Origin of the sequence: Candidatus Poriferisodalis sp. (genome assembly GCF_965205175.1) — a bacterium.
Lineage (GTDB): Bacteria > Actinomycetota > Acidimicrobiia > Acidimicrobiales > Poriferisodalaceae > Poriferisodalis.
Window position 1 is genome coordinate 580,628 of sequence record NZ_OZ242038.1, and the last position, 25,733, is coordinate 606,360.

The 25,733-nt window shown below is 67.1% G+C and carries 25 protein-coding genes, 3 tRNA genes and 1 pseudogene; 19 read left to right on the forward strand and 10 right to left on the reverse strand.

Annotated elements, in window-relative coordinates; all coding sequences use genetic code 11:
- The first annotated feature begins 47 nt into the window (after window positions 1-47).
- The 6 genes from orn to ACOGI4_RS02405 all read left to right on the forward strand — a co-directional run bounded on the left by orn (window position 48) and on the right by ACOGI4_RS02405 (window position 5,866).
- Window positions 48-656, forward strand: coding sequence for an oligoribonuclease (gene orn / locus ACOGI4_RS02380; protein WP_419843068.1), 609 nt, complete (start codon window positions 48-50; stop codon window positions 654-656).
- A gap of 105 nt (window positions 657-761) precedes the next feature.
- Window positions 762-1,859, forward strand: coding sequence for an MBL fold metallo-hydrolase (locus tag ACOGI4_RS02385; protein WP_419842355.1), 1,098 nt, complete (start codon window positions 762-764; stop codon window positions 1,857-1,859).
- 927 nt (window positions 1,860-2,786) lie between these two features.
- Window positions 2,787-3,173, forward strand: a complete 387-nt coding sequence (locus ACOGI4_RS02390; protein ID WP_419842356.1) for a WhiB family transcriptional regulator — start codon at window positions 2,787-2,789, stop codon at window positions 3,171-3,173.
- A gap of 290 nt (window positions 3,174-3,463) precedes the next feature.
- A complete protein-coding gene (locus ACOGI4_RS02395; RefSeq protein ID WP_419842357.1) occupies window positions 3,464-4,096 on the forward strand; it encodes a TlpA disulfide reductase family protein in 633 nt (210 codons plus the stop codon).
- A 141-nt stretch (window positions 4,097-4,237) separates the two neighbouring features.
- Window positions 4,238-5,200 carry a cytochrome c biogenesis CcdA family protein gene (locus ACOGI4_RS02400; RefSeq protein WP_419842358.1) on the forward strand — a complete coding sequence of 321 codons (963 nt, stop codon included), beginning with the start codon at window positions 4,238-4,240 and terminating at the stop codon, window positions 5,198-5,200.
- A 6-nt stretch (window positions 5,201-5,206) separates the two neighbouring features.
- Window positions 5,207-5,866, forward strand: coding sequence for a poly-gamma-glutamate hydrolase family protein (locus ACOGI4_RS02405; RefSeq protein WP_419842359.1), 660 nt, complete (start codon window positions 5,207-5,209; stop codon window positions 5,864-5,866).
- A gap of 15 nt (window positions 5,867-5,881) precedes the next feature.
- Here ACOGI4_RS02405 and serS read toward each other — a convergent pair whose 3' ends face one another.
- Window positions 5,882-7,135, reverse strand: a complete 1,254-nt coding sequence (gene serS, locus ACOGI4_RS02410; RefSeq protein WP_419842360.1) for a serine--tRNA ligase — start codon at window positions 7,133-7,135, stop codon at window positions 5,882-5,884.
- Window positions 7,136-7,322: 187 nt separating this feature from the next.
- On the opposite strand from serS, the gene ACOGI4_RS02415 reads away from it, so the two are divergent.
- Both ACOGI4_RS02415 and ACOGI4_RS02420 read left to right on the forward strand, forming a co-directional pair.
- Window positions 7,323-9,065 (forward strand): uracil-xanthine permease family protein, encoded by a 1,743-nt coding sequence (locus ACOGI4_RS02415; RefSeq protein ID WP_419842361.1) that lies wholly within the window; start codon window positions 7,323-7,325, stop codon window positions 9,063-9,065.
- A gap of 813 nt (window positions 9,066-9,878) precedes the next feature.
- A complete protein-coding gene (locus tag ACOGI4_RS02420; RefSeq protein WP_419842362.1) occupies window positions 9,879-10,565 on the forward strand; it encodes a hypothetical protein in 687 nt (228 codons plus the stop codon).
- An 81-nt stretch (window positions 10,566-10,646) separates the two neighbouring features.
- On the opposite strand, the gene ACOGI4_RS02425 is transcribed toward ACOGI4_RS02420, so the two are convergent.
- The 8 genes from ACOGI4_RS02425 to ACOGI4_RS02460 all read right to left on the reverse strand — a co-directional run bounded on the left by ACOGI4_RS02425 (window position 10,647) and on the right by ACOGI4_RS02460 (window position 19,552).
- Window positions 10,647-11,075 carry a cytochrome C oxidase subunit IV family protein gene (locus ACOGI4_RS02425; protein WP_419842363.1) on the reverse strand — a complete coding sequence of 143 codons (429 nt, stop codon included), beginning with the start codon at window positions 11,073-11,075 and terminating at the stop codon, window positions 10,647-10,649.
- A gap of 35 nt (window positions 11,076-11,110) precedes the next feature.
- The gene (locus ACOGI4_RS02430; RefSeq protein WP_419842364.1) at window positions 11,111-11,797 is read right to left on the reverse strand and encodes a cytochrome c oxidase subunit 3; all 687 of its coding nucleotides are present in this window, start codon (window positions 11,795-11,797) and stop codon (window positions 11,111-11,113) included.
- On the reverse strand, window positions 11,790-13,898 hold the full coding sequence (gene ctaD / locus ACOGI4_RS02435; protein ID WP_419842365.1) for a cytochrome c oxidase subunit I: 2,109 nt from the start codon (window positions 13,896-13,898) through the stop codon (window positions 11,790-11,792). Before ctaD ends, ACOGI4_RS02430 begins: the two co-directional genes overlap by 8 nt.
- Window positions 13,899-13,998: 100 nt before the next feature.
- Window positions 13,999-15,120: a cytochrome c oxidase subunit II gene (coxB, locus tag ACOGI4_RS02440; protein WP_419842366.1), complete on the reverse strand. Its 1,122-nt coding sequence runs from the start codon at window positions 15,118-15,120 to the stop codon at window positions 13,999-14,001.
- Between the two features lie 38 nt (window positions 15,121-15,158).
- Window positions 15,159-15,974, reverse strand: a complete 816-nt coding sequence (locus ACOGI4_RS02445; protein ID WP_419842367.1) for a hypothetical protein — start codon at window positions 15,972-15,974, stop codon at window positions 15,159-15,161.
- Between the two features lie 6 nt (window positions 15,975-15,980).
- Complete coding sequence (locus ACOGI4_RS02450; RefSeq protein WP_419842368.1) at window positions 15,981-16,628, reverse strand: cytochrome c oxidase subunit 3; 648 nt, start codon at window positions 16,626-16,628, stop codon at window positions 15,981-15,983.
- A complete protein-coding gene (locus ACOGI4_RS02455) occupies window positions 16,628-18,415 on the reverse strand; it encodes a cbb3-type cytochrome c oxidase subunit I (protein ID WP_419842369.1) in 1,788 nt (595 codons plus the stop codon). The genes ACOGI4_RS02450 and ACOGI4_RS02455 overlap by 1 nt, the downstream gene beginning before the upstream one ends.
- A gap of 252 nt (window positions 18,416-18,667) precedes the next feature.
- The gene (locus ACOGI4_RS02460) at window positions 18,668-19,552 is read right to left on the reverse strand and encodes a heme o synthase (RefSeq protein WP_419842370.1); all 885 of its coding nucleotides are present in this window, start codon (window positions 19,550-19,552) and stop codon (window positions 18,668-18,670) included.
- A 191-nt stretch (window positions 19,553-19,743) separates the two neighbouring features.
- Between ACOGI4_RS02460 and ACOGI4_RS02465 the strand changes: the two genes are divergently transcribed.
- From ACOGI4_RS02465 to ACOGI4_RS02480, 4 genes are all read left to right on the forward strand, one after another.
- A complete protein-coding gene (locus tag ACOGI4_RS02465; protein ID WP_419842371.1) occupies window positions 19,744-20,823 on the forward strand; it encodes a COX15/CtaA family protein in 1,080 nt (359 codons plus the stop codon).
- Window positions 20,824-21,020: 197 nt separating this feature from the next.
- Window positions 21,021-21,293, forward strand: coding sequence for an ATP-dependent Clp protease adapter ClpS (gene clpS / locus ACOGI4_RS02470; protein ID WP_419843069.1), 273 nt, complete (start codon window positions 21,021-21,023; stop codon window positions 21,291-21,293).
- A gap of 50 nt (window positions 21,294-21,343) precedes the next feature.
- Window positions 21,344-21,826: a DUF2017 family protein gene (locus ACOGI4_RS02475; protein WP_419843070.1), complete on the forward strand. Its 483-nt coding sequence runs from the start codon at window positions 21,344-21,346 to the stop codon at window positions 21,824-21,826.
- 13 nt (window positions 21,827-21,839) lie between these two features.
- Window positions 21,840-21,912, forward strand: a tRNA-Glu gene (locus tag ACOGI4_RS02480).
- A gap of 56 nt (window positions 21,913-21,968) precedes the next feature.
- Here the strand turns inward: ACOGI4_RS02480 and ACOGI4_RS02485 are convergent.
- A complete protein-coding gene (locus tag ACOGI4_RS02485; RefSeq protein WP_419842372.1) occupies window positions 21,969-22,388 on the reverse strand; it encodes an NUDIX hydrolase in 420 nt (139 codons plus the stop codon).
- A gap of 191 nt (window positions 22,389-22,579) precedes the next feature.
- On the opposite strand from ACOGI4_RS02485, the pseudogene ACOGI4_RS02490 reads away from it, so the two are divergent.
- From ACOGI4_RS02490 to ACOGI4_RS02520, 7 genes and pseudogenes are all read left to right on the forward strand, one after another.
- Window positions 22,580-22,834, forward strand: a pseudogene (locus ACOGI4_RS02490) (LLM class flavin-dependent oxidoreductase); the annotation flags it as partial.
- Window positions 22,835-22,896: 62 nt separating this feature from the next.
- Window positions 22,897-23,559: an LLM class flavin-dependent oxidoreductase gene (locus ACOGI4_RS02495; RefSeq protein ID WP_419842373.1), complete on the forward strand. Its 663-nt coding sequence runs from the start codon at window positions 22,897-22,899 to the stop codon at window positions 23,557-23,559.
- 64 nt (window positions 23,560-23,623) lie between these two features.
- Window positions 23,624-23,860, forward strand: coding sequence for a 50S ribosomal protein L28 (gene rpmB, locus ACOGI4_RS02500; protein WP_419842374.1), 237 nt, complete (start codon window positions 23,624-23,626; stop codon window positions 23,858-23,860).
- Window positions 23,860-24,024 (forward strand): 50S ribosomal protein L33, encoded by a 165-nt coding sequence (gene rpmG / locus ACOGI4_RS02505; RefSeq protein WP_419842375.1) that lies wholly within the window; start codon window positions 23,860-23,862, stop codon window positions 24,022-24,024. Before rpmB ends, rpmG begins: the two co-directional genes overlap by 1 nt.
- Window positions 24,025-24,175: 151 nt before the next feature.
- Window positions 24,176-25,321, forward strand: a complete 1,146-nt coding sequence (locus ACOGI4_RS02510; protein WP_419842376.1) for a winged helix-turn-helix domain-containing protein — start codon at window positions 24,176-24,178, stop codon at window positions 25,319-25,321.
- A 197-nt stretch (window positions 25,322-25,518) separates the two neighbouring features.
- Window positions 25,519-25,593 (forward strand) — tRNA-Asp (locus ACOGI4_RS02515).
- A 1-nt stretch (window position 25,594) separates the two neighbouring features.
- Window positions 25,595-25,667: transfer RNA gene (locus ACOGI4_RS02520), tRNA-Phe, on the forward strand.
- Window positions 25,668-25,733 lie beyond the last annotated feature (66 nt).

Below are 25,733 nucleotides of genomic sequence, written 5' to 3' on the forward strand. Positions count from 1 at the left end.
GAACGGCGATGGGTGACCTGCGGCGAGAGGCATACGATGCGGCCGTGATGGTCTGGCTGGACCTCGAGATGACCGGACTGGATCACCGGCGACATTGCATCGTGGAGATCGCCACCGTGATCACCGACGACGCTCTCGAACTCATCGCCACGGGTCCAGCATTGGTGATCCGGGCGTCGCAGGCAGACCTGGAGGCCATGGATCCCGAGGTCCGCACGATGCATGCCGGCACGGGGCTGCTCGACGAGATCGCTGCATCGCAGGTCACCGTGGAGGCGGCCCAACAACGCACGCTCAGCTTCGTCACGCAGCACGTCCGCGAGCCGCGTACGGTGCCCCTGTGCGGCAACTCCATCGGGACCGACCGCCGCTTCCTGGACCAGTACATGCCGGCGCTGGAGCGGTACCTGCACTACCGGGTGGTCGATGTGTCGTCGCTCAAGGAACTCGCCAAGCGCTGGCGACCCGATGTGGCCGAGGCTTGGGCCGAGTTGAGCCGTGCCCGCTCTGGCACCACCAAGCACCGTGCCCTCGACGACATTCTCGAGAGCATCGACGAGCTTCGCTTCTACCGCGAGCGCTGGCTGATGCCGAGCGCGACTGGCCAGTCCGACACCGCTGCCCGCACCGCAGGCGCAGCCGTGCCGCCGCGATGACTTCGACGACAGCATCGACTGGCTCGGCCGGCACCGGCCCAACATCGAGCACTCCAGAATCGAACACTCGTTAGAGAGTTCGCGCGACTCGCTAGCCTGCACCACGTGTCACTGGCGTCACGCCCGACTCGCGAGGAGCAGCTGCCGCCCGACGGCAAGATCATCGAGCTTGCGACCGACGTCCGCAGACTTCAGTTGCCGATGTCGATGCCTGGTCTCGGACATGTGAACTGCTACCTCCTCGACGACGACCGCGGCGCGGCGCTCGTCGACCCCGGACTGCCGGGCCCGGCCAACTGGAAGGCGCTCATGGCCGGCTTGGCCCAAGCCGAGGTGCCGCCCGAACGGGTCCACTCGATCATCGTCACCCACAGCCACCCCGATCATTTCGGTGCAGCAGGCCGCTTCGTCCGTCAGTTCGGCGCCGAGCTGGTGACTCATCGCAGATTTCGGCTCTGGTGGGATACCGCCGACGAGGACGACGAAGCGCTCGAGCCGGTCACCGCCGACGGCGAGAACAACGAGCTGGTGGCCGACCCGGTGTACAGCGGACGCGACACCGGGCCGGGCGGGCCCACGCCATGGGGCGGACAGCACTACAAGATGCCGATGAGGGCCAAGCTCGGGTACCTGGCCATGCGCAAGGGCTGGGGCGGACGCTGGTTCGCCACACCGCATCCGACCCACCGCGTCGAGGATGCGGACCGCATCAAGCTGGCGCGACGCGAGTTCGTCGCTGTCCACACGCCGGGCCACACCATCGACCATCTGTGCCTCTTCGACCCCGAAGGGGGCCTGATGATCTGCGGCGACCACGTGCTGCCCACGATCACGCCGCACATCTCGGGCATCACCTCGGCACGTGATCCGCTCAAGGACTTCTTCTCCAGTCTGGATCGGGTCGCCGGCTTCGACGGCGTGAAGCTGGGCCTGCCGGCGCACGGTCAGCCCTTCACCGACCTGTCCGGCCGGGTCACCGACATCAAGCGCCACCACGTCGAACGCCTCGACTTGCTGCGGGCCTCCTCAGACCGCCTCGGACGTGCCTCCGTGCAGGACTACATGAAGCAGCTGTTCAAAGAACGTTCGTGGGGCCCGATGGCCGAGTCCGAAACCTTCGCTCACCTGGAGCACCTGCGCTACACCGGCGAAGTCAAGGTCTCCCGGCGACTCGACGACGTCCTCGAGTACGAGTTCCGCTGAGCCGCTGGACGAGTGCGTGGCGGCGTGCCACGTTGCTGTGTGCGGGCATGGCTTGGGCGGGCAACGGCCGTACCGCCGAGCCGTTCAGGTGCCGCCGGGTGTTGGGTTGGGCATGTGCGGCGCAGCGACCCGGAGTTCGCAGATGCGGAAATACGTTTGACACGGACTAGTCGCACATGCTGAGGTGTGCATCGCTGCGGCATATCGTCGGGTAGCCGCAACGAGCGGCGAGCCCCGACCTTTCGCCCGACCATACGCCCGACTACTCGTCCAGCGGGACCCGTTCGCTCACGGGCACTCCCGATGTTCGATCTCGGCCAGTGCATATGGCCAGTGCATATGGCCAGCGCACAGTGAGGCGTGCGTGCAGGGCGCTCGTCTCTGCTGGCGGGCAGTTGGACGGCGGGCGATGCAGTGAGGCCTGCATCGGGCTCGTGCTTGCCGACGAAGTGCGGTGGCCGCATGCGCATGGCTGCCGCCGCTCCATTGGCAGGCCTCGGGCGGCAGCAGTATCGGCGGCAGGCGCCGCTAGAGCGATCAGCCCGACGGCACCCAACCCGTCCGCGTCGGTCCCGAACGCAACCGTCCCAACCGCAACCAGTCCGACACCGGCCACCAAGAGCGGTCAACCGCGGCTCTGGGAGCTTCTGATGTAGTCCTCTGCGACATCAGAACGCTCCCTACGGCCGCTGGGACGACCCGGCGGCCGCTTTGCGTTGCGGGCACTGCGTCGCTGGATCCGGCCGCCGCCGTGCGGGCTCGGTGCCGTCCGGGCTCGGCGCCGGCTGGCAGACCGCGCAACCGGCCCGACCTCTCAGCCCGCGCAACCAGACCTCGCGCCCAGGCGGGGCCAACAGACCGCTCCATCGATCCGCGCAACTCATCGGCGCAACCAATGGGCACAACCAGCTGAACAGGAGGAACCTCATGCTGGAACTCGTCGTCGACAACACGTCGGCCCATGCTGAACCGGCCAGTGCCGCCAAGTCAGCCGGTGCTGCCGATGCTGCGGTGAGCTGGCGCTCACAAGGCCGCTGCCGCGACCTCGTGGGCACCATGACACCACTGTTCTTCTCGGACAACTTCTACGAGATCGCCCGCGCCAAGGCCATCTGCTCCACATGCCCGGTCACGGGCGAGTGCCTGGAGGCCGCGCAAGCACGCCATGAGCCTTGGGGCGTGTGGGGCGGCGAGCTGTTCGAGAACGGGCGGGTGTGCATCAACAAGCGCCCGCGCGGTCGGCCGCCCAAGCGTCCCCGGCCGCCGCTCGTCATGGAGGAGGTGCCGCTGCCGCCTGACTTGGCCCGCGCCTGAGTTGCGCGCGGGTTCGACGGACTGTTCCGGTGGACTGAGGCTGCCCGAAACGGGTGGCTGACAGCCCCGGGGCGGGCCGTCACGCCGGGGTGCTCCCAGAGCGCAGCGGCAGACAAAAGCGCAGCGGCACCCGGCGACGCACGGCAAGCGGCACGTCGCAGCACGCGGTACGTCCCAGCACGGCAAGCTGCGGCACCTCATCGACTGAACGCAGCACTGCACAGGTGCCGTGCAACCTCCATGCAACGTCTCAGCAGCTCCGGCTAGCTGCCAAGTAGCCTCGATGCTGCATGGAGGATCCCGCTGGCGAGCGGCGGCGAGCACGGCTGTCGGGCTGGCGGGGCTGGATGTTCGGGCTGCTTGGCCTCTATGCCCTGGGTGCCGCAGGGTTCTTGATCGCAGGCGGCGGCGGGCCGGACGAGACTTCCTTGGCAACCGCAGAAGCCGACATCATGGACGTCGAGGCGACGGCGTGCAGCGAGATCGACCCTGCCGCTCACGGTGTGGATGCGAGCTTGGCCGGCGTACACAGGCTCGGATTCGTGACGCTCGACGAACGGCCTGCCGCCTTCTCTGGCTACGCAGGATGTCCGCTCATCGTGAATTTCTTTGCATCGTGGTGCGCGCCCTGCGTGACCGAGATGCCCGACTTCGAGCGTTTCTGGAACGCGCACGGGACCGACGTGGCCGTGCTGGGCCTCGCTGCCAATGATCGGCTCGCCGATGCCATCGCGACGGTGCGATCACGCGGCGTGACCTACCCCACGGGCTTGGACGAAGGCGAACTCTTCATCGACTTCGGCGGGCTCGGCATGCCCACCACGGTCTTCGTCTCGCCGAGCGGCGAACTGCTCGAGACCCACAGCGGTCTGCTCACCCTCGACGAGATCACCCGACGCGCACGCGCACACTTCGGCATATGAACACCTGCCGCCGAACCCAACAGCAACTCAATCGCCGCCATCACCCGACCGGCACGCGTTCGCTCCGAGCGAGCGCAGGCATCGGCTGATGAGCACGCTCCGTGCCGGGCGAGGTGAGCGGCGAGCTGTCAGGCTCTCTTCGTGAACAGCGCGCGGCTCAGCTTCGCCTTCACCGCCGGCATCGTGGCAACGGTCAACCCGTGCGGATTCGCGATGCTGCCGGCCTATCTCTCGTTCTTCTTGGGGATCGACCGGCGCGCCAGCGAGGGCAGTCGGCAGGTCGGCATCGGACGCGCGCTCGCCACGGGTGCTGTGGTCACCGCCGGCATCGTCGTGGTGTTCGGCATCGTCGGCATAGCGCTGTCGGCAGGCTTGAGCGCACTGCGCAGCTACGTGCCCTGGGTGGCCATCGCCATCGGTGCGGGTCTGGTCGCCTTGGGGGCCTCGATGCTCGCCGGCTTCCGCCTGACCGCATTCCTGCCGAAGTTCGAGCGGGGCCCGAGCGGGCGAGACCTCGGCTCGCTCTTCGCGTTCGGCGTGAGCTACGCCGTGGCCTCGGTCTCGTGCGGGCTCGCCACGTTCCTGGTGGTGGTCACCGCTTCGGCGGGCGACGACAGCTTCGTCGGCAGCGTCGTCTCATTCGTGCTGTACGCCCTCGGCATGGGCATGGCGCTGACCTCGCTGGCAGTGAGCCTGGCGCTGGCTCGCGGCTGGCTGCTGAGCAGGCTTCGGCTGCTCATGCGGCACACCGACACCATTGCTGCGGTCCTGTTGATCGCGGCAGGAGCGTTCACCATCTGGTACTGGCTGGTGGACCTCACCGACCGCGGCAGCGACGGACTCGTCATGACGGTGGAGCGTTGGAGCGGCAGCGTGAGCAACTGGGTTGCCTCGGTGGGCGGGGTGCGCCTCGGACTCGCCATGAGCATCGTGCTGGCCGTCGGCGCCATGGTGATGCTGGCCACCGGCCGGCGCCCCACAGCCCCCGCGAATCACGCAGACGGCGGACCGGCACCGTCACACAGCCCGGCTTCCCGCAGGCAGCCGTCGGAGGGGCAGACACCGAACGAGCCGCTGCGCAGCTGCCGTACTGACGCCGACTGACTTGGCATGGCACTGCACTTGGCCGACCGTTCGCTCCTCGACGCTGAACGCCCCTTCGCGGAGCTGCTGGGGCGACCCGGCGTGAGCGAGGTGCTGCAGGTCCGCTCGCGCTTCGGCTTCATGGCCTTTCACGGCGGCTGGCTCGAGGAAGTGACCGACGACATCGCGATGACCGCCGCGCAACGCAGCGACGCCTCGGTGTACGCCTGCCTGCAAGGCCCCGACGAGCAGTGGCACCTGCCGAGCCACTATTTCGACCCGCAGGACTCCCCAGTGCTGCGCCAATTCCTCGAGCATGTGGACGTGGTCGTCGCGGTACACGGTTTCGGCAGCCCGCGGCTGTTGCGGGCCGTGCTGCTCGGCGGAGGCAACCGCACGCTGGCCGCGCACGTTGCGGTGCATCTGATCGGGCGGTTGCCCCATTATGAGATCCTTCACCGGCTCGAAGACATCCCGAAGTCGCTGGCCGGCCAGCACCGGCGCAACCCGTGCAACCTGCCACGCCTCGGCGGCGTGCAGATCGAGCTGCCTCCGCGCATCCGGGGCAAGAGCCCGATGTGGACGGGCTTCGTCGGCCCCGGCCGCGTCCCGCACCACGAGGCGCTGATCGAAGGACTGGCTGCAGCGGCTCAAGCCTGGCCGTGCGACAGCGTCAACCTTGCCTGAGCGCCGCAAGCGGTGTTATCCGAGAGCGGGGATCTCGGTGAAGCTGAGCCACGGGTGCAGCACCTCGGGCACGGCGATCGAGCCGTCGGGCCGCTGATGGTTTTCCATGATGAAGACCAAGGTACGGCCGATGGCACAGGCCGTGCCGTTGAGCGTGTGGACCAGCCCGTGGCCTTGCTCGTCGAACCAGCGGGTCCCGAGGCGTCGCGCTGAGTAGTCCGTGTAGTTGGAGCATGAGGTGACTTCGCGGTAGGCCCGCTCAGACGGAAGCCAGACCTCGAGGTCGTACTTCTTGGCCGCCGCTGCCCCGAGGTCGCCGGCGGCCACGTTGATGACCCGGTAGGGCAAGTTCAGCGAGCCGACGATCTCCTCTTGAATGTCGCGCAGCGCCTCCAGCTCGTCCCAGCTCGCGTCCGAATCGCAGAACGAGAACATCTCCACCTTGTCGAACTGGTGCACGCGGAAGATCCCGCGTGTGTCCTTGCCGTAAGTGCCCGCTTCTCGCCGGAAGCACGATGAGAATCCGGCGTAGCGCAGCGGCAAGCCAGCCCGCTCCAGGCGTTCGCCGCGGTGCAGCCCCGCCAGCGCCACCTCCGACGTCCCGATCAAGAACAGATCGTCGCTGTTGATCTCGTACACCTGATGTCGGTCAGCGGGAAAGAACCCCGCCTCGACCATCATCTCCTCGCGCACCAGCACCGGCGGCACGACTGGCACGAATCCGTAGCGCTCCAGCAGATCCAGCGTCCACTGCACGAGGGCGAACTCCAGGCGTACCGCTGCGCCCTTGAGGTAGGCGAAGCGTGCGCCACTGTTGCGGGCGCCGCTGTGCGCATCCACCAAACCGGTTCGCACACCGATCTCCGCGTGGTCAAAGGCGGGCGGTTCGTTGCGTTCGCCTACCTCGTGGATGGTCTCGTAGTGCTCCTCGCCACCCGAGGGCACATCGGCGGCCGCTGGGTTGGGCACCGTCAGCGCCAGTTCCGCGCGCCGCCGCGAAGCCTGCTGCTCGGCGTTCTCAAGCCGCTCCAGCTCCTCCTTCAGGCGGGAGGCCTCGGCGATCTTGGCCGCTCGCTCCTTTGGGGCAGCACGGCCGATGTCCCGAGACGCCACGTTGCGTGCGGCCCGCGCCTGCTCGGCTTCGTGGGTGACGGCTCGCCACGCCGCGTCCGCTGCCAGCACCTCATCGAGTAGCTCCGCCGCGGCGCCCTTGCGCACCGCGCCCTCCCGATACGACGCGTCCTCACGGAGCCTGCGAAGATCGATCACGCCGAGCGAAGCTACCGGCACCGCGAACCCTCCCCCCGAGGCCTCCGCACCGCGACCCCAGCACGCAGGGTCCAACGACGCTCAGCACCGTTCGACCTGCTTCGGCGCGGCTTGCTCCACGGGGTTCGACGGACTCTCGATCTCGCAAACGCTTGCGCTCACCCTCCGTTCCGGCAAGCATTCGCCAATGAACGAATCTTCCGACGGCGCCGGTCGTCACCTTCGCTACGAAGCCGACGACAAGCCTCCAATTCCGCTGACCGCCGGGCTGGGACTGCAGTTCGCGATTCTCGCCATTGCGGGCATCGTGCTCACTCCGGCCATCGTCGTGCGTGCCGCGGGCGGCACCGATGAGTACCTGACGTGGGCAGTGTTCGCCGCCGCCGCGATCAGCGGCATCAGCACGATCCTGCAAGCAGTGCGGCTGGGCCGCATCGGTGCCGGCTACGTGCTGCTGATGGGTACCTCCGGGGCCTTCATCGCGGTGTGCGTGACCGCGCTCGCCGACGGTGGTCCTGGTCTGCTGGCCTCGCTGGTCGTGGCCTCGTCGCTGTTTCAGTATCTGCTCGCCGCGAAGCTGGCGCTGTTCCGACGGCTGCTGACCCCGACCGTGGCCGGCACTGTGGTGATGCTGATCGCTGTCACCGTGATGCCGCTCGTGTTCGACATGGTGGCTGCTTCGCCCGAAGATGCTTCGGCGGCGAGCGCTCCGCTCAGCGCGCTGGCTGCAGCGAGCGTCATCGTGGTGATCGCGCTGAAGGCCAGCGGGCGACTGCGGCTGTGGGCGCCGGTGATCGGCATTGCGGTCGGATCGGTGGTTGCGGCGTTGTTCGGACTGTACGAATTCGATCGGGTTGCCGAAGCCAAGTGGATTGGGTTGCCCGACGGCGGCTGGCCAGGCTTCGATTTCTCGTTCGGCGGCGACTTCTGGGGCCTGCTGCCCGCGTTCGTGTTCGTGACGCTCATCGGCGCTGTGGAGACCATCGGCGACTCGGTGGCCATCCAGCGCGTGTCGTGGCGGCGACCCCGTGCCGTCGACTATCGGGCTGTGCAGGGGGCGGTGGCGGCTGACGGCACCGGCAACCTGCTGTCCGGACTCGCCGGCACCGTGCCGAACACCACCTATTCCACATCTGTCTCCATCACCGAGCTGACCGGAGTGGCGGCGCGCCGGGTAGGTGTCGCCATTGGCGTCTCGTTCATCGTGATGGCCTTCGTGCCCAAGCTGCTGGCGCTGGTGCTGGCGGTGCCCGACGCCGTCGTCGCGGCCTACTTGACAGTGCTGCTGGGGCTGCTGTTCGTAGTGGGCATGAAGATTGTGATCGCCGATGCCACCGACTACCGCCGGGGCCTGATTGCCGGTTTCTCGTTCTGGATCGGCGTGGGCTTTCAGAACAACTTGATCTTCCCTGAGTATCTGACCGACTTCGCGGGGGGTTTCCTGGAGAACGGCATGACCGCGGGCGGACTGACGGCGATCGTGCTGACACTGTTCACCGAAGTCACCGGAGCGCGTCCGCGACGGTTGCACTGTGCGCTCGATGTCGAGGACCTGCCGGAGATTCGCGATTTTTTGAGCGCTTTCGCTGGCCGTTGCGGGTGGGACGCTGCCATGTCTGCGCGCCTCGGGGCAGTGGCCGAGGAGTCGCTGCTGACGATGATCGACGCACCTCTGCCAGCCGGAGCAACGGCGCGACGGGCGCTGCGCGTGACCGCGAGCAAACAGGAGGGTCGCGCTGTACTCGAGTTCGTGGCTGCGGCCAGCGAAGAGAACATCTCCGACCGCCTCGCTGTGCTCGACGAACCAAGCGCCGAACGCCCAGCCGAGCGGGACCTCTCGCTTCGAGTGCTCGCGCACTATGCATCATCAGTCGTCCATCAGCAGTACCACGAAGTCGACATCGTCACCGTCCAGGTAGACGTGCTATGACAGCAACACAACTGCCTCTGCAACGAGGACGAGACGTGCGGATGGTGTGGGCGTAAGCCAATTCATCGGCGAGAGTGCGGTCGTGCCGTTCTGCTTTACCGTTGGTCTGGGGCCGGGGCGGGAGTGCCGGTGGGTGATGTCTTGCGCGGCGAGCTGGGCAGCGAACGCGCGGGAGACGAAGTTGGAACCGTTGTCGGTGAGCACTTCGTCCGACCTGGATACCTAAGGCGACGAATTTGGCGTGCGCGCGATCCCCGAACCGGAGAATGGTGTCGGAGCGTTCGCCGTCGAGCCTGCTCGGCGTGGGTGACGCAAGAAGGGCGGGCAGGTGGTCAAAGCCAAGCGTGCCGCGTTCGCCGTCGAGCCGGCTCGGCGTGGGTGACGCGGCTGTTGTCGTCCATGGCGATATGCACGTGGCTTCAGCCGAACCGCTTGGAAGCGTGCCGGGCTGCTTTGGCTCGTGGGGAGCCGCGTCCGTGGACGCACCAGCCTCCGCCTCCGGGGAGCTTGGCGACTTGCTTCACGTCGAGGTGGACTAGCTCGCCGGGACGGTCGCCTTCGTAGCGGCTGATCCGCGTCTCAGTCGGGCGGTCCCTCCACGACAGAGGGTTCAAGCCGTGACGGACCAGCAACCGCCACGCCGTCGATGCCGGAACCCCCGTACACACCGCTAGATGCCGCGGGCCGCGCTTGACTGTGGGCGGCGGGTCGTCCGTGAGGGCGCATCGTGGGCGGCAGTGAACGGCGGTGCGGTGCGCTGTCAGGTTCCTGTGTGTCGGCGCCAGCCGGAGTCGCTTGAGCTAGCATTCAGCTATGGAGAGCGCAGCGATGTTCGCAATGGCATTGACGGTAGCGGTGGGGGTGATCGGGATGCTGTGGCAAGGCCGCGGCGTGACCGCGCAGCTCGCCAGGCTGGACGGCAAGATCGACGCGCTACGCACCGAACTCGGCACACGCATCGACGCCCAAACCGAACGCATCGACAAACTCGACCACAAAGTCGACGAACGCATCGACAAACTCGACCACAAGATCGACGCGCTACGCACCGAACTCGGCACACGCATCGACGCCCAAACCGAACGCATCGACAAACTCGACCACAAGATCGACGCGCTACGCACCGAACTCGGCACACGCATCGACGCCCAAACCGAACGCATCGACAAACTCGACCACAAGATCGACGCGCTACGCACCGAACTCGGCACACGCATCGACGCCCAAACCGAACGCATCGACAAACTCGACCACAAGATCGACGCGCTACGCACCGAACTCGGCACACGCATCGACGCCCAAACCGAACGCATCGACAAACTCGACCACAAGATCGACGCGCTACGCACCGAACTCGGCACACGCATCGACGCCCAAACCGAACGCATCGACAAACTGGCCATCAATGTCTCGGACCTGTCGGGTCGGATAAGCTTCATCGAGGGTCGGCTGGGCAGAGTCGAGGATCGTCTCGAACTCACACCGGCAGCGGCTTCCTAGGCCGGGTCGGGGCTCGGCGGGGGCTCAGTCGGACCGGGTTCAACAAGCCGGTTCAGCCGGCGGGCGGGTGCGGGCTGGGGTTCAGCAGTTCGGGTTGGGACTGAGTTCGCAGCCGGCTGGGTCCGTCCAGAACAGCATTGACGTGCCCATCGCCGCATACACAGCAACGGCAAGTACCAAGCCGCCGACGAACAGCCATGTGAACAGCCTGTTGTCGAAACGCAGGTGCATGAAGTACGCAACGACGATCTCGAACTTGACGACCATGAGGATCAGCAGCGCAGGCACCTCAACCGGGCCGGTATCAACGAAATAGGTCAGGACTTCCGCGGCGGTCAGCACACCGAGCAGCAGCGCGACCTTGATGTAGCCGAAATCGCTCAGGCCGTGCTCTTGACCATGGGGCTCTGGCCCGTCGTGCTCTGGCCCTTCATGCTCGCCGTGACCGTCATGCCCGACTTCAGTTTCGGCTGCGATAGCGTCTGGTGCGGCTTGGGTGGCGGTGCTCATCGCTGCACGTCCTCAGGAATCGGCTCAGGGATCAGCTAGGGAATCAGGTAGACGACAGCGAAGATCACGATCCAGACGATGTCGACGAAGTGCCAGTACAGGCCGATGATCTCGACGGTCTCGGCCCGCTCAGCACCGATGATTCCCCGCTTCACCATTGCCCACAGCGTGACCAGCATGATGATGCCCAACGACACGTGGACGCCGTGGAAGCCGGTGAGCGTATAGAACGCCGACGACGAGATGCTGACCGTGTAGCCGAGGCCCTCGCGGTAGAAGCTCGTGAATTCGTAGACCTGCCCAGCAATGAACACTGCCCCGAGCGAAGCCGTCGTGAGCAGCCACATCTTGCAGCGCTCCAGCTCGCCTCGGGCGATCGTGGATACCGCCAGCACCATCGTGAGCGAACTCATCAACAGCACGAACGAACTGACGGACGTGAACGGGATGTCGAACAGATCGGCGGCTCGCAGCGTCTCTTCGCCGGACAGCGGCCGTCGATTGCGCAGCAACAAGTAGGTGGAGATGAGCGCGCCGAAGAGCAAACAGTCCGAGCCCAGAAAGGCCCACATCGTCATCTTCTCGTTGGACAGACTGGTCGTCGGCGGGACGATTTCGTAGTCGTCCCATTCCGTGCGCGGGTAGGCAGTTTGCGAGGCAGCCTGAGGCTGGGGCTGATCGCCGTCGGCCGGCGCGACGACCGCTTCAGTGGTGTCACTCACCGGCGGCCTCCCCGTTCGATGCGCCCGCTGCAGAGACACCGGCCGCGATACTGGCACCAGCACCATTGGCACCGACATGGCTGGCGGCACCCCCGGCGGGATCGTCGTCGAGCTCCACACCGGCACCGCCGCTGTCGTCACCGTGATCGTGGCCATGGCCCGCGCTGGGGTCGGTGGACGGCTCGAGCGTCCAGCCGTACATGGCGCCGACCAGCAGCAGCAGTCCGACGCCGGCGATCCAGAGGTTGTAGATCAGCCCGAACGCGATGAGCGGCAACCCTGCTGCCAGCACGATCGGCCAGTACGACGGCGACGGCAGATGCGGATGCTGATCGCCGCGCTGGGCAATGTCGTTGCCATTGGCGATGCGCCGCAGCTTGCCGGTCTCGTCGGGCTGGTACTTCTTGTGCCAGAAGTCGTCGACGTCGCTGACCACCGGCACGTAGTCGAAGTTGTGCTCAGGTACTGGCGAGGGAATTGCCCACTCCAGCGTGCGGCCGTCCCACGGGTCGGCCTCGGCGGCCGGCTCGAGACCTCGGCGGTAGCGCCCCCACGTGCGGAAGATGTTGACCGCCAGGATCACCATGGCCACCAGCATGAAGAAATACCCGATGGTCGCAATCTTGTTCCAGAATTCAAATCCGTCGAAGGTACCGTAGCTGCTGTGGCGGCGGGCCATGCCCTGCAAGCCCACGATGTGCATCGGCCCGAAGGTGATGTTGAAGCCGGCCAGCATGAGCCAGAAGTGCCAGCGGCCGAGTCGGTCGTTCAAGTGGTAGCCGAACGCCTTGGGCCACCAGTAGTACATGCCAGCGAACATGCCCATCAGCGCACCGCCGACGAGCACGTAGTGGAAGTGCGCGACGATGAAGTAGGTGTCGGTCTGCTGGGTGTCGGCCGGCGCGATTGCATGCATCACCCCCGACAGGCCGCCGATGGTGAACATGGCCACGAGCGACACCGAGAACATCATCGGGACCGTGAAGCGCACTTTGCCAGCCCACATGGTCGCGATCCAGTTCAGGATCTTCACACCCGTCGGCACCGCAATGAACATGGTTGTCGCCGAGAAGGCCGCCACAGAGACCGGTCCCATGCCCGAGGTGAACATGTGGTGCGCCCACACGCCCCATCCCATGAAGCCGATGGCGGCGCCCGACAGCACCACGATCGGATAGCCGAACAGCGGCTTGCGGCTGAACACCGGCAGCGTCTCGGACACGACACCGAACGCCGGCAGGATCAAGATGTACACCTCCGGATGTCCGAAGATCCAGAACAAGTGCTGCCACAGCAGCGGATCGGCGCCGGCCGCCACATCGAAGAAGTTCGAGTCGAAGGTGCGGTCGAACGTCAGCAGCACCAGCGCCACCGTGATCACCGGCAGTGCGAACACCAGCAGGAACTGCACCACCAGAATCATCCAGGTGAACACCGGCATGCGCAGCAAGCTCATGCCCGGACAGCGCATGTTGATGATGGTCACAAGCAGGTTCAGCGCGCCCAGCAGCGAGGCGATGCCGGCGATCTGCAAGCCCAATGCGTAGAAGTCCATGCCGTGGCCGGGGCTGTAGGTCATGCCGGTGTTGGGCGCGTAGGCGAACCAGCCGCCGTCGGCACCGCCACCCAGGAACCAGCTGAGGTTCAAGAACAGTCCGCCGAAGACGAACACCCACAAGCCCAACGCGTTCAATCGCGGGAAGGCCACATCACGAGCGCCGATCTGCAGCGGCACGAGATAGTTTGCGAACGCATTGGCCAACGGCATGATGACCAAGAACACCATGGTCACGCCGTGCATCGTGAACAGCTGGTTGTAGGCGTCGGCGCTCAGCACCTCGCTGTCGGGCGCCCACAGCTGCAAGCGCACCAGACCGATCTCGAGGCCGCCCACCAAGAACCAGAACATGGCGGCTGCGCCGTACATGATGCCGATTTTCTTGTGGTCCACCGTGAACAGCCATTCACGCCAGCCAGTGGCTTGAGTGGGTCGAGCGAACACACCTGTGCGCGGCAACGTCTGCGCGTGCAGATCAGGGTCGGCGACCTCCAGCTCGGTGCTCGGCGCTTCGCCTTCTGGGCGATCGGTGATGACTGCCATCAGGTCGTGCTCATCTGGTTGTGCTCATCAGGTAGCTCATCGGATCGTGCCGGTCGTTCTCGGCGAGTTGCGCTGTGCAGGACCTGCATGCCAGCGCTCATCAGGGCAGCACCGGCGGGCTGCCGAGGGTCTTCAGGTACGCCATCAGATGATCGAGATCTTGTTCGGTCAAGACCTCAGCGAACCCCAGCATGCCCTGCTGATTGTCCGCGCGAGCCGGCTTCATCGCGGGCGCATTGCGCACCCACTCCCGCAGTTCGGCGGTGTTGAGCACCAGCTCGCCGTCGGGTCCGCGCGCATAGCTGCCGTCGGGTCCCGTGCGATACGTCTCGTACAGCGCCCCGGCAAAGGCGGTGCGGCTCATCAGATTGGTGAGATTCGGCGCGATGCCTGACAGCAGGGCTGCGTTGCCGCCGGCGGCGCTCTCATAGGCCCCATCGACGACATGGCAGCTGATGCAGTGGGTCTCGAACAGGGCGGCGCCGGCAGCTTCGGACGAGCCCTCCGGCGGTGCCGTCTGTGCGGCGGCCTGCCCGCGGAGCTGGCCGGTCACCCAGCGCTGGTAGTCCGCTGGGGCGAGCGCGATGGCCCGCATCTGCATGTGGGCGTGGCTCAGCCCGCAGAACTCCACGCATTCGCCGTAGTAGACGCCCGGTTCGTCCGCGCTGATCTTCCAGTGATGCACGCGGCCCGGCACGGCGTCGCGCTTGCCGTTCAGCTGAGGTATCCAGAACGAGTGAATGACATCGTTGGAGTGAATCTCCAAGTTGACCTCTTCGCCCACCGGAATGACCAGGTCGTTGGCCGTGACGATGTCGTCGTTGCCGTCGGAGTCCAGGTCGTAGCTGAACTGCCACCACCACTGCTGGCCCTCGACCTTGATGGTGCGGCCTTCGCCTTCGGAAGCCAGCGCAAACACGGTCGGCAGCGTCACGACGGTCAAGAACACCAGCATCGCTGTGGGGATGAGCGTCCACGTCAGCTCCGCTTTGCGGTTGCCGTGGATCTGAGGCGGCAGATCGTCGGGGTCGTCGGTGGGGCGCGCCCGGAATTTGACGATGATCGTGACCACCGCAGCCGCCACGAACAGCCCGACGGCCACGGCCATCCAGCCCGACAACCGCATCAGCCAGTCGATGTCGCGAGCGTTCGGGCCCGCAGGCCTGGTGGCGTCGAGTCGGCCGGTGGCGCAGCCCGCAGCGGTCAGACCTGCGAGCGCCAAGACGACAAACCGACAGCGTCGAATGCACCGGGCGCCGATCACTCGTGCGCTCCGTCAGGTTCGCCGTCGGCATCCTCGTCACCGTGATCGACGACGGGGCCGGGGCTCTCGGCGTGGTCGCCGGATTCCTCGGCATGATCGCCAGACGATTCTGTGTGGCCATGGGGGTGGAAGTCGCGCTCGCCGATCACTGCGGAGGTGATGCCGGCCACGATGAGCGCGATGCCGCCCAGCACCAGCACCGATGCCGTGAACGCCCGCCTCAGCTGCGGCTTCGCGTACAGCACGAAGGCGAACGCCAAGATCACCGCGGAGATGACGATTGCCGCGTAGCTCGCCGCAGCCTTGCTCACGGTCAAGAAGATGCGCGAAGCCAGCACCACCGGCACCGCAATGCCGAGCGCGCCGTAGAGCGAGATCTCAAAGGGCCGCAGCAGTCGTGCTCGCTCAACCGCATTCTCGGTCGCATCGCTCGACAAGTGCTCGGCCCAAGCGCTCATCGTCCACTCGATCGCGGAGATCACCAGCAGGGCCATGCCGGCGATGGTCAGCAAGGCATCGGTCACCAGCCCCACCATGAGCACGCCGAGGCCGGTGGCGGCCATGATCGGCCAGTAGGCGGGCACCGGCTGGTAACGGTGCGAATGTTCCCGGTCCAGCGAGTCGCCGTCGCCCACGGTGAGCGCCAAGGCGAACAGCAAGCCGAAGGCCCCAGCGGCGGTGCCCAGCACGATCGTGGCGTACATGACCACGTGACCCGCGCCGTCCATGCCGGTGAGCACGCCGATCGCCAAGGCAGCGGCGGCTGCCAGTGCAATGCGCCCGGCGAAGTACCTGCTTGCGATGCCGACCATCCGTGCCTACTTCACCACGTACACGACGTACCACGTGGCGGCCCACGCGAGCACGCCGAAGTCCCAGAAGAAGACCGCCGCACCCAGCGGCGTCGAACGGTCTCGGCCGACGCTGCCTCCCAATGCTCGGAGCGTCATCAGGCCGAGGTAGAACATGCCCACGATCAGGATGGCCAGCGAGAGCCCGGTGACGGCGAACGCCAGGGTGGCCCATTCTCCCGAGCCGATCTCCAGCTCCATGCGGTTCAGGCTGAACATCACCATGTTGAAGAACGCCAAGCCCAGCACCAAGGTGAGCGCCAGTCCCGCCCACGTGTGGCCGCGCTCGTCGCGACTGCTCGCCCACACCGCCCAGTGGGCCGTGACCACCGACAGCAGCAAGGTGATGAGCGCGTAGGCCAGCTGAGGATTCGGCACCGACTGCCCTGCGAGCCAGTCGTGTCCGGGGTCTGCGCCGGATGCATGGCGACGGGCCATGTAGTGGCCCAGCGCCCCCGCTACGGCCATGGCCCCCGCCGCCACGGCGAACCCGGTGCCGACCAGTTGGCTGCGGGGACGCGGCGCGGGACCCGGGACGCTGTACTGACCTGGCGCGGCGGCGCGAGCGGCCGCGTTCGGCGTATCCGCCACTTCCGAGGTCAGGGTTTCCGACATCAGGCCGGCACCTTGGCTGATTCGCCCATTGCATGAGCGACTACAGGGCTGATTGGGCCGCTTGGTACACCAGCCCCGTTGGCCCCGCCGACGGCATCATCGAGCAAGGGAGTTCCCGAGGACAGCACCGGCAGGACATTGGCGGGTCCGAGCGGGGGCGGTGAGGCCAGCAGCCACTCCGGCGTCAGTCCGCCCCACGGGTCAGCAGCCGTCGTTCGGACACCCTTGCGCAGCGCAGCACACACCGCCAGGTTCGCCACCATCACCACCACGCCGACCAGCACCATGCCGACGCCGATCGCAGCAACGCCGGACAGTCCCTCAGCAGCGGACGGACCCGTCGAGTCGACGAGACCGGAATAGCGAGAGGTGAGCAGCGGCTCGCCGTAGACGAACTGCGGTTGCTTGGTCAGCACGCCCGACAGCGCGGACCCCAGCCAAGCCAGCACAGCGCCTCCGCCGATCGCCAGCAGGCAGGCCCAGCCGGCCAGCTCGGACAGCTTGCAGCCCCAGATCTTGGGCGCCCACCAGTGCAGCGCAGCCAGTCCGCCGAGCAGTCCCGCTCCGTAGACGAGCAGGCTCTGCTGACCGGTGACCCACGTGGTGACGTGCAACGGGGCCTTGCCGTCAACGCCGAGGCCGCCGAGCTGCAACCAATCCGCGACGGCGCCGATCAAGCCAGCAAGCGCGGCGACGGCGACGAGCGTGCCGGCCCCGAAAGCAGCGACCAATGCGGTGGTCGGGCGAGGCCACGCACGGCCCTGCCACACCGTGAACCCCAACAGCGCCAACAGGCCGGCGACGGCTGCGAAGGCACCCCCGTACAGGCCGACCAGCACGATGCCCTCAAGCCCGTCAACGACATCGGCACCCTCATCGGTGATGCCGAAGTTGGCCCAAGCGCCGAAGCCGAAGAGGCCAACCAAGCCCATGGTGAAGTAGAGCGCCAGCGGCTCGAACACCCAGCGCCGAGCGGCGGCCAGCACGACTTCGGCGACGACTCCGAGCACCGGCACGACGTAGATGAACAGCTGCGGCGTGCGGTACATCCAGTCGATGCGGGGCCAGATGCCGTAGTTGCCGCCCAGGAAACGGGGACCGTAGCGGTGCTCGATGTAGAGCACGACGATCTGGCCGAGCACGACCCCCAGGCTGACCACCAGCATCGAAGCCGTGACCAGCGCCGACCAGGCGAACGGGGGCGTGCGGTCCATGTACATGCCCGGCGCCCGCATGGTGAGCGTGGTGACCGCGACGCAGATCGCGCCGGTGAGCAGCGACATGACGAGTCCAGCGAGCGCCAGCAGGTGCAGCTGGACGCCGGCGCTGAAGCCTCCTCCGGGACCGCCGTTGGCGACATAGGCCCCGACGAGCACACCAGCTGACACCAGCCAGCCCCAGAACGACAGCGCGGCCGCTCGCCCGAAGGCCACGTTCGGCGCGCCCACCTGCAGCGGCACCACATAGATGGCGATGCCCAAGAACAGCGGGATGAGCATGCCGAACACCAGTGCGTCGCGCGTGAAGGAGAAAACCTGCACGAACGAGTCGCCGCCGAGGACGGTGTGTCCCGTCGATGAGGCCAAGTCAGCCCGCACCAGCAGGTCGGCGACCACGCCGGCGAGTGCGAACAACAGCGAACAGGCGATGAACATTCGGCCGATGCGCTTGTGGTCGGCCGTGTTGAGCCAACCGAGCGGCGACGGATCCTCTGCCGGACCCGTTGCAGCCGGATCAGTGACGGCCGGACTGGCTGCCGCCGGGGCGGTCGCTGCCGAACCGGTCACGGCTGCTCTCCTGGATGCACTGCTTCGACAGTGGCCTCGGTCATGCGGCGAAGTGGTCTCCGAACTCGGCAGACGGCACCGCTTGGGGGCGACGCCAACGGGGCACTCTAGCGACCCGCGGCTGCCGCCTACCGACTTCTCTCGGGCAGATTTGCTGCGCACAGGCTTGCTGGGTACGGGCGACTTGTGTGCGGACTGCTCGGAGGCCGCTCTGGCGGCTACGCGGCGCCGCGAGGCTCTGACGGTGCACGGTCACCAGCCGAGCCGAACGACGACATCGACGGCCATCGCCGCGAACAGCAGCCCCAGATAGGCGATCGATGCGTGGAACACGCGCATCGCTTGGCGAAGCGTCAGCTCCCGCCACAGCATGATCAGCTGCCATCCGAAAGCGGCACCGCCGGCCAGCGCCACCATCCAGTACAGGCCTGCCATGTCGGCGGCCACTGCGAACCACAGCGACAACCCGATCAACACTGCGGTGTGCAGGGTCATCTGCACCAGCACGGAGCGTTCGCTGGCGACCGAGGGCAGCATCGGCACGTCCGCCGCGTCGTAGTCCTTCGCGTAGCGGATCGCCAACGCCCAAAAGTGCGGCGGCGTCCAGAAGAACACCATGGCGAACGCGATCCACGCTTCGAGCGACAGCGAGCCGGTCACCGCAGCCCACCCCACGAGCACCGGTGCCGCGCCGGCAGCGCCGCCGATGACGATGTTCTGGGCGGACCAACGCTTCAGCCACAGCGTGTACACGAACACATAGAACAAGCAGGCGGACAGCGCGAGCAATGCTGCGAGCAGATTGGCGCCCAACCACAGGATCCCGAACGCCGCTGCCTCGAGCACCAGGCCATAGACGAGCGCCGCGCGCGGGCTCACGGTGCCCACCACCAAGGGACGTTGCGCAGTGCGAGCCATCTTGGCGTCGATGTCGCGGTCGATGAACATGTTGAAGGTGTTGGCGCCGGCAGCGGACAGCGTGCCGCCGCCGACGGCGACCAGCAGCAGCATCAAGCTGGGCACACCGCGCTCGGCCACGAACATGGGCGGCACGGTGGTCACCAGCAGCAGCTCGATGATGCGCGGCTTGGTGAGCGCGACGTATCCCCGCAAGGTCGGGCGCAGCGTCGCCAGCATCGCCGTGAGCGTACGCGGGGGACTTGCTGTTCTGCCCTCCAGCGGTGGAACTAGTGGCATCTGGCGGCATGCAGCTCGCCTTGGTGGTGAGCAGTCCGCTCTGGTCCGCATGGGGCTGTGGATGCGGCAGAAGAGGCCTCTAGGTCCCGCGAGCTGGGTCCTGCGGCACCTCGGGCCTCTAGCGTTTCGGTGTGGTCGTGCCGGGCCTGCCGCAAGACAGCGAGCGACCGTGGCACGTGACGCCCGAGCGGTTCGCCCAGGTCGCGCGCTGGGCTGCGTGGTCGCTGGTGGCCATCGTCATCACGGGATCACTCGTGCGGCTCACCGGCAGCGGCCTGGGCTGCAGCGACTGGCCGACGTGTGAACCCGGGGAGTTCGTGCCGGCGGCAGACTTTCACGGCTGGGTGGAGTTCGGCAATCGCCTGGTGACCGGATTGGTCTCGGTCGCTGTGGTGGCAGCGGTCGGCGCATCGCTGTGGCGACGGCCGCGACGAAACGACTTGGCGTGGTGGTCGCTGGGCCTCGTTGCAGGCGTCGCCTTCCAAGTCGGTCTCGGCGCTGTGACCGTGCTGACGCACCTGTCCCCGCCAATCGTGATGTCTCACTTCCTGGCATCGCAGGTGCTGGTGGCCGCTGCGGTCGTGCTCGCTCATCGGGCAGGCACCGAACCCGGGTCCGAGCACGCCTGCGCTGCTCCCTTGTCGGCCCGTATCCGCACGCTCGCATGGCTCGCGGCGGCGCTCACGGCAGCCGCATTGTGGACCGGAACCGTGGTCACCGGCACCGGGCCCCACGGCGGCGACGAGCACGTCGAACGACTGCAGTTCGCGCTGCCCTCCGTGGCGCGCTTCCACGGCGTGACGGTGGCCCTGCTCGCTGGGGTCACCCTGCTGCTGGGCGCAACGGTTCGGCGCAACGCTGCTCGAACACCTGCCCGGCGAACATCGGAGGGGCGGCGAGGCGGCGAGCCGCGCGATGCCGGCCCGCGCGATGCCGAACGATGCGCAGCACTCGCGCGGCGGGTCCGGATCGTCATTGCCGTCATCGCGGTGCAGGCGGCGATCGGCTACATCCAGTACTTCAACGAGTTGCCCGTCCTGCTCGTGGCGCTGCACGTGGCCGGCGCCACGTGGCTCACCATGGCGATGACTCGCTTGGTGCTGGCCGCCGAGTCTGGACATCAGGCTGGACCCGAAACCGGCGATCCCGCATCGAACCCGGCGTTGAGCGAAAGCAGCCACGGCCTTGACCCCAGCGTGTTGCGACGATGAGCCGGCGCCCTGTGTCGCAGCGAGCGCGTCGCCGGCGGCCAAACCGGTTGGCATCGCGGGCCGCGGCTTCGCAGAATGCACCCGTGAGCCCGACCGCTCCCGCTGTGTCGCCCGCGGCCGTGCCGTCTGTGTCACCCGCGGCGGCGTCGCCTGTGTCGCGTGAGTGGGCGCAGGGGCCTGCGGTCGCGGACCCCGAAATCGTTCGCGCGCCGACGACAGTAGACGAGCACGCCTTGGACGTGCCGTGGGTGGTGCTGGTGTGGAACGACCCGATCAACTTGATGAGCTACGTCGTCTACGTGTTCCAGAAGCTGTTCGGCTACAGCGAGACCAAGGCCACCGAGCTGATGCTCGACGTGCATCACAAGGGGCGTGCAGCAGTGGCGTGGGGCACGCGCGAGAAAGCTGAGCTGGACGTGTTTCGACTGCATGAGTACGGCCTGTGGGCCACTATGCAGCAGGACAGCTGAGGGGACAGCGGGACGATGCTCGTGGCACCGGTGGAGACTCCGTGAGCGGCATGCGTTTCGGGGCCCGTGGCTCGCTGATGAGCGTGCACCTCGCAGACTGGGAGCGTCGACTCCTCGCAGAGATGGTGGGAGAACTGCGGACCAACCTGCTCGACCACACGCCCGCGTGCGACGGCGGCAGCGGCCTGGACGCCTCGCTTCGACGGCTGTTCCCGCCCGCCTACTTGAGCGATCCTGACCGCGACGCGGAGTACCAGCGGCTGATGCGTGACGAGCTGCTGGCCGAGCGATTGGATCATCTGGACCTGCTGGAGCGCACCCTGGCCGCGGATCACCTCGACGACGAGCACATTTCTGCTTGGATCTGCGGCCTGAACGAGCTGCGTCTCGTACTCGGCACGCAGCTGGACGTCTCCGAGGAAGACGACCCGGCCGACATCGACCCCCACGATCCGGCGCAGCGGCCGCGGCTGCGCTATCACTACCTTGGCGGCCTGCTCGGCGAGCTCATCGACGCTGCGAACGACGCCTAGCCTGTAGTGCTTCGCCCCCATCGTCTAGCGGCCAAGGACACCGGCCTTTCACGCCGGCGGCACGGGTTCGAATCCCGTTGGGGGTGCCGGCGGCACGCTCCCATCGGTGCCGGCACAGCGGGTCCGGCGCAGCGAGTGCAGTTCAGCCGTCCCGGCCCCCTGGGTTGCGATGAGCATGGGCGAGTGCCGCGCAAGCAGCTCGCTCGGATTCGTAGCTCAGCTGCTGCATTGCGACGGCGATGTCCCACCAAGCCGCTTCGTCGACCTCGCCGGGGTCGCCGGTGAGCCGTTCGGGAAGCTCCGTCGGCGCCATGGCGTAGAACAGCACGAGCTTGGGAACCCCGCCGGCGAGGAGATAGCTGACCGGGTAGGGCGCCGAGGTGATGACGCATCGCACGCCAGTCTCCTCGTACACCTCCCGGCGCGCCGCTTGCTCCCAGGACTCTGCCCGTTTGAGGTGGCCCTTCGGCAGTGACCAGTCGTCATAGCGCGGGCGGTGTACCACCAGCACCGATCCTGCGTGACACGCCACGCCGCCGGCGGCCAGCTCGGTGCTTCCCACGGTTCGTGTCTAGCGTGTGCGTACTGCGGCCAGTTGGCGAGTCGCTGTGGCGAGCAGCGGCGCTGTGCCACCAGCAGAAGGGGGACGTCGTGGACTTGGGGGTGTGCATCGCTTCCCACATCGGCGACCTCGACTACGTCGCGCGCGCGGAGGAACTCGGCTACACGCATGCGTGGTTCGCCGACAGCCACATGCTGTGGTCGGACTGCTACGCCACCTTGGCACTCGCCGCGCAGCGCACCAGCACGATCCAGATCGGAACCGGCGTGTCGGTCTCCGGCACCCGACCAGCGCCGGTGACCGCTGCGTCCATTGCCACGATCAACGCGCTGGCTGCGGGGCGAACATTCCTGGGCATCGGCACCGGCAACACCGCGATGCGCATCATGGGTCAGCGACCCCAGCGCATCGCTGAATTCGAGCGCTACTTGGCGGCACTGCGTCCGCTGCTGCGAGGGGAGGAAGCACTGCACCACTTCGGGGCAATGCTCAGCCGATCCGTCACATCATGGCCGACGCCGGATTCGTCAACTTCGACGACCCGATCCCGCTGTACATCTCAGGTTTCGGGCCGAGATCGTTGGAGCTGGCAGGCCGCTACGGCGATGGCGCCGTGCTGTCGGTGCCGCCTGACGGCTCTGCCATGGCGCGCGTCTGGGAGCACATCGAGCAGGGCGCCGCGAACGCCGGACGCAGCCTCGACCGCAGCCAGTACCTGATGTGCTCGCTCACCACCATCGTGGTGCTCGACGAGCGCGAGACGCTGGCCGACCAGCGAGAGCGCGTCCGCCGTGAGGCAGGCGCGTTCGCGATGGCTTCGCTGCACTACTCCTACGACCAGTACCGCCAGTTCGGCCGATCGCCCGGAGGTCGGTTGGCGGAAATCTGGGACGACTACTGCGCCATGCTCGACGACACCGACCCCGAGCGCATTCACCAGCGGATCCACGCAGGCCACAACTGCTGGGTGCTGCCCGAGGAAGCTCGGTTCCTGACCGACGAACTCATCGATGCGACCTGCATCGTCGGCACGGCCGACCAAGTCGTCGAACGGTTGGCGGACCTCGGCGAGCGTGGGCTGGATCAGATCATGATCTTGCCCAGCTTCGACCCTCGCTACGAGGTGCTCGAACGGGTCGGACGCGAGATCATTCCTCGACTGAGTCGGTAGCCTTGCTGCGCGCTGTCCGCGCTGTCCAGCTCATAGGCATGGCACCGTCGTCCAGGAGCAAGACATGAGCAAGATCTGTCAAGTCACGGGCCGCAGGCCGCATTCGGGCTTCAACGTGTCGCACTCTCACCGACGCACCAAGCGCTGGTTCAAACCGAACATCCAGCGGAAGCGATTCTGGGTGCCCAACGAAGGGCGCTGGGTCACGCTGACCGTCAGTGCCAAGGGCATCAAGACGATCAACAAGCGCGGCATCGAGTCGGTGATGGCGGAGCTGCGCCGGCGCGGAGAGAAGGTCTGATGCCCAAGAGCGACAAGCGTCCCGTCATCAAGCTGAAGTCCACCGAGGGCACCGGCTACACGTACACCACCCGCAAGAACAAGACGAACACGCGCGACCGGCTCGAACTGCGCAAGTACGACCCGGTGCTGAGACGGCACGTCATCTTCCGAGAAGAGCGCTGAGGCTCGTCTGAGCACTGCTCGTCAGGCACCGGCTCGTCTGGGCCCAACTCGTCTCAGCATCAGGACCGCGAGGCGGCTCGCAGTCGGCGCGCAAGGGTTGTCCGCGCCGCTGCCGGCGGGACGGCTGGACGCTCGACACTTGCGACGGGCGATGGATGCGCTGGGTCTGCTGCAGATCGATGCGGTCAACGTGCTTGCACGCTCACACCTGCTCGTGCTGCGCGCCCGTATGGGCGGCACGCATGATTCGGTCGCAAGACTGCTCGCACGAGCGGCGTACCCGCAGCGGGCGGGCGGGTGCGAGCTGACCGAGTACTGGGGTCACGAGGCGTGCTACGTGCGTGTGGCCGACTGGCCGCTGTTCGGCTGGAGGATGCGGCGAGGCGCGGCCGGTGACATGTGGAGCGGCTACGCACGCTTCGGGCGCGAGCGGCAGTCCGAGGTGCGCGAGGCGCTCGCGTGGCTGGAAGCTCATGGCCCCGCCGGGAGTGCCGAGCTGGATGCTGCACTGGGCTGGGGACCCGGAGAACGCGGTCCGTGGGGGACGCGCAGCCACGGCAAGCTGGCTCTGGCGTGGCTGTTCTGGGCCGGGCGCGTCGGCGTGGCCGACCGCGTCGGTTTCGTCCGCCGTTACGACGTGATCGAACGTGTGCTGCCGGCATCGGTCGTTGCATCGGTCGTGGACGAGCCCGAGGCGCATCGGGCGCTGCTGACCGATGCTGTCGGGTGCCTCGGCGTCGGGGCCGCTGACGACCTCATCGACTATCACCGGCTTCCCAAACGCGACGCACGCGCTCGCATCAACGAGCTCGTGGCCGACGGGCGGCTGCGCGAAGTCGCGGTGGAGGGCTGGGATCGGCCTGGGTACCTGCCCGCCGCCGAGCGTGCTGCTCCGCGGCGGTCCCGCTCGGTGCTGCTGAGCCCGTTCGACCCGCTGGTGTGGTACCGCCCTCGAGCCGAGCGGCTCTTCGGATTTCGCTATCGGATCGAGATCTACACGCCCAAGTCCAAGCGCCGGTACGGCTACTTCGTGATGCCTTTCCTGCACGAGCATGCGCTGGTGGCACGTGTCGACGTACGTTTCGACCGGGCGCGACGCCGACTGGAGGTGCCGGCGAGCTGGACCGAGCCAGCATCCTGGCCCGACGAACGTGCAGCCGAGCGCACGGCGCTGGAAGCACTGGCCGCGGAGCTGCGTGCGCTGGCCGCGTGGTGCGGCGGCGAGGGAGTGTCGGTGCTGAGCGGCGGCGATCTCGCTGGCCGCCTGAGGTCGGCCGTGGCTCGACGGATGGCATGATTGACAACGGCACTGCAGCGACGCGAAGGTGGCTGCGCTGAGCGGAGGCGGTGTTTGCGGGGTTGGGGTGGCTATCGTTGCGTCGCTTGCATGAGCGGAGGCTGAGTCTTCGTTGGAGACTGGGCGTCCGTGCGGCGGCGAGCCTCCGCGATGCGGCGGGGCGCGGCAGCCGGCGCAGCAACACATGCAGCACAACTGGTCCCGTGGTGAAGTCTGGAGTTCACGCTGGCCTGTCAAGCCAGAGGTCGCGGGTTCAAATCCCGTCGGGACCGCGGTCGGGTAGCTCAGTTGGCAGAGCGCGCGCCTGAAAAGCGTGAGGTCACCGGATCGACGCCGGTCCCGACCACCGACGAGTGCGCGCGCATGGCGGCGCGTCTGGCTCGGCCGGACGTGTCGCTCGGCCGCGTTGCAC

What these genes read in the sequence shown, in the direction of transcription:
- orn (WP_419843068.1), top strand. Translation starts at nt 48, where the DNA reads ATGGTCTGGCTGGACCTCGAGATGACCGGACTGGATCACCGGCGACAT.
- ACOGI4_RS02390 (WP_419842356.1), top strand. Translation starts at nt 2,787, where the DNA reads ATGCTGGAACTCGTCGTCGACAACACGTCGGCCCATGCTGAACCGGCC.
- ACOGI4_RS02395 (WP_419842357.1), top strand. Translation starts at nt 3,464, where the DNA reads ATGGAGGATCCCGCTGGCGAGCGGCGGCGAGCACGGCTGTCGGGCTGG.
- ACOGI4_RS02405 (WP_419842359.1), top strand. Translation starts at nt 5,207, where the DNA reads ATGGCACTGCACTTGGCCGACCGTTCGCTCCTCGACGCTGAACGCCCC.
- ACOGI4_RS02415 (WP_419842361.1), top strand. Translation starts at nt 7,323, where the DNA reads ATGAACGAATCTTCCGACGGCGCCGGTCGTCACCTTCGCTACGAAGCC.
- ACOGI4_RS02420 (WP_419842362.1), top strand. Translation starts at nt 9,879, where the DNA reads ATGGAGAGCGCAGCGATGTTCGCAATGGCATTGACGGTAGCGGTGGGG.
- ACOGI4_RS02425 (WP_419842363.1), bottom strand. Translation starts at nt 11,075, where the DNA reads ATGAGCACCGCCACCCAAGCCGCACCAGACGCTATCGCAGCCGAAACT.
- ctaD (WP_419842365.1), bottom strand. Translation starts at nt 13,898, where the DNA reads ATGGCAGTCATCACCGATCGCCCAGAAGGCGAAGCGCCGAGCACCGAG.
- ACOGI4_RS02445 (WP_419842367.1), bottom strand. Translation starts at nt 15,974, where the DNA reads ATGGTCGGCATCGCAAGCAGGTACTTCGCCGGGCGCATTGCACTGGCA.
- ACOGI4_RS02450 (WP_419842368.1), bottom strand. Translation starts at nt 16,628, where the DNA reads ATGTCGGAAACCCTGACCTCGGAAGTGGCGGATACGCCGAACGCGGCC.
- ACOGI4_RS02460 (WP_419842370.1), bottom strand. Translation starts at nt 19,552, where the DNA reads ATGCTGGCGACGCTGCGCCCGACCTTGCGGGGATACGTCGCGCTCACC.
- ACOGI4_RS02475 (WP_419843070.1), top strand. Translation starts at nt 21,344, where the DNA reads ATGCGTTTCGGGGCCCGTGGCTCGCTGATGAGCGTGCACCTCGCAGAC.
- ACOGI4_RS02495 (WP_419842373.1), top strand. Translation starts at nt 22,897, where the DNA reads ATGGCCGACGCCGGATTCGTCAACTTCGACGACCCGATCCCGCTGTAC.
- rpmB (WP_419842374.1), top strand. Translation starts at nt 23,624, where the DNA reads ATGAGCAAGATCTGTCAAGTCACGGGCCGCAGGCCGCATTCGGGCTTC.
- rpmG (WP_419842375.1), top strand. Translation starts at nt 23,860, where the DNA reads ATGCCCAAGAGCGACAAGCGTCCCGTCATCAAGCTGAAGTCCACCGAG.
- ACOGI4_RS02510 (WP_419842376.1), top strand. Translation starts at nt 24,176, where the DNA reads ATGGATGCGCTGGGTCTGCTGCAGATCGATGCGGTCAACGTGCTTGCA.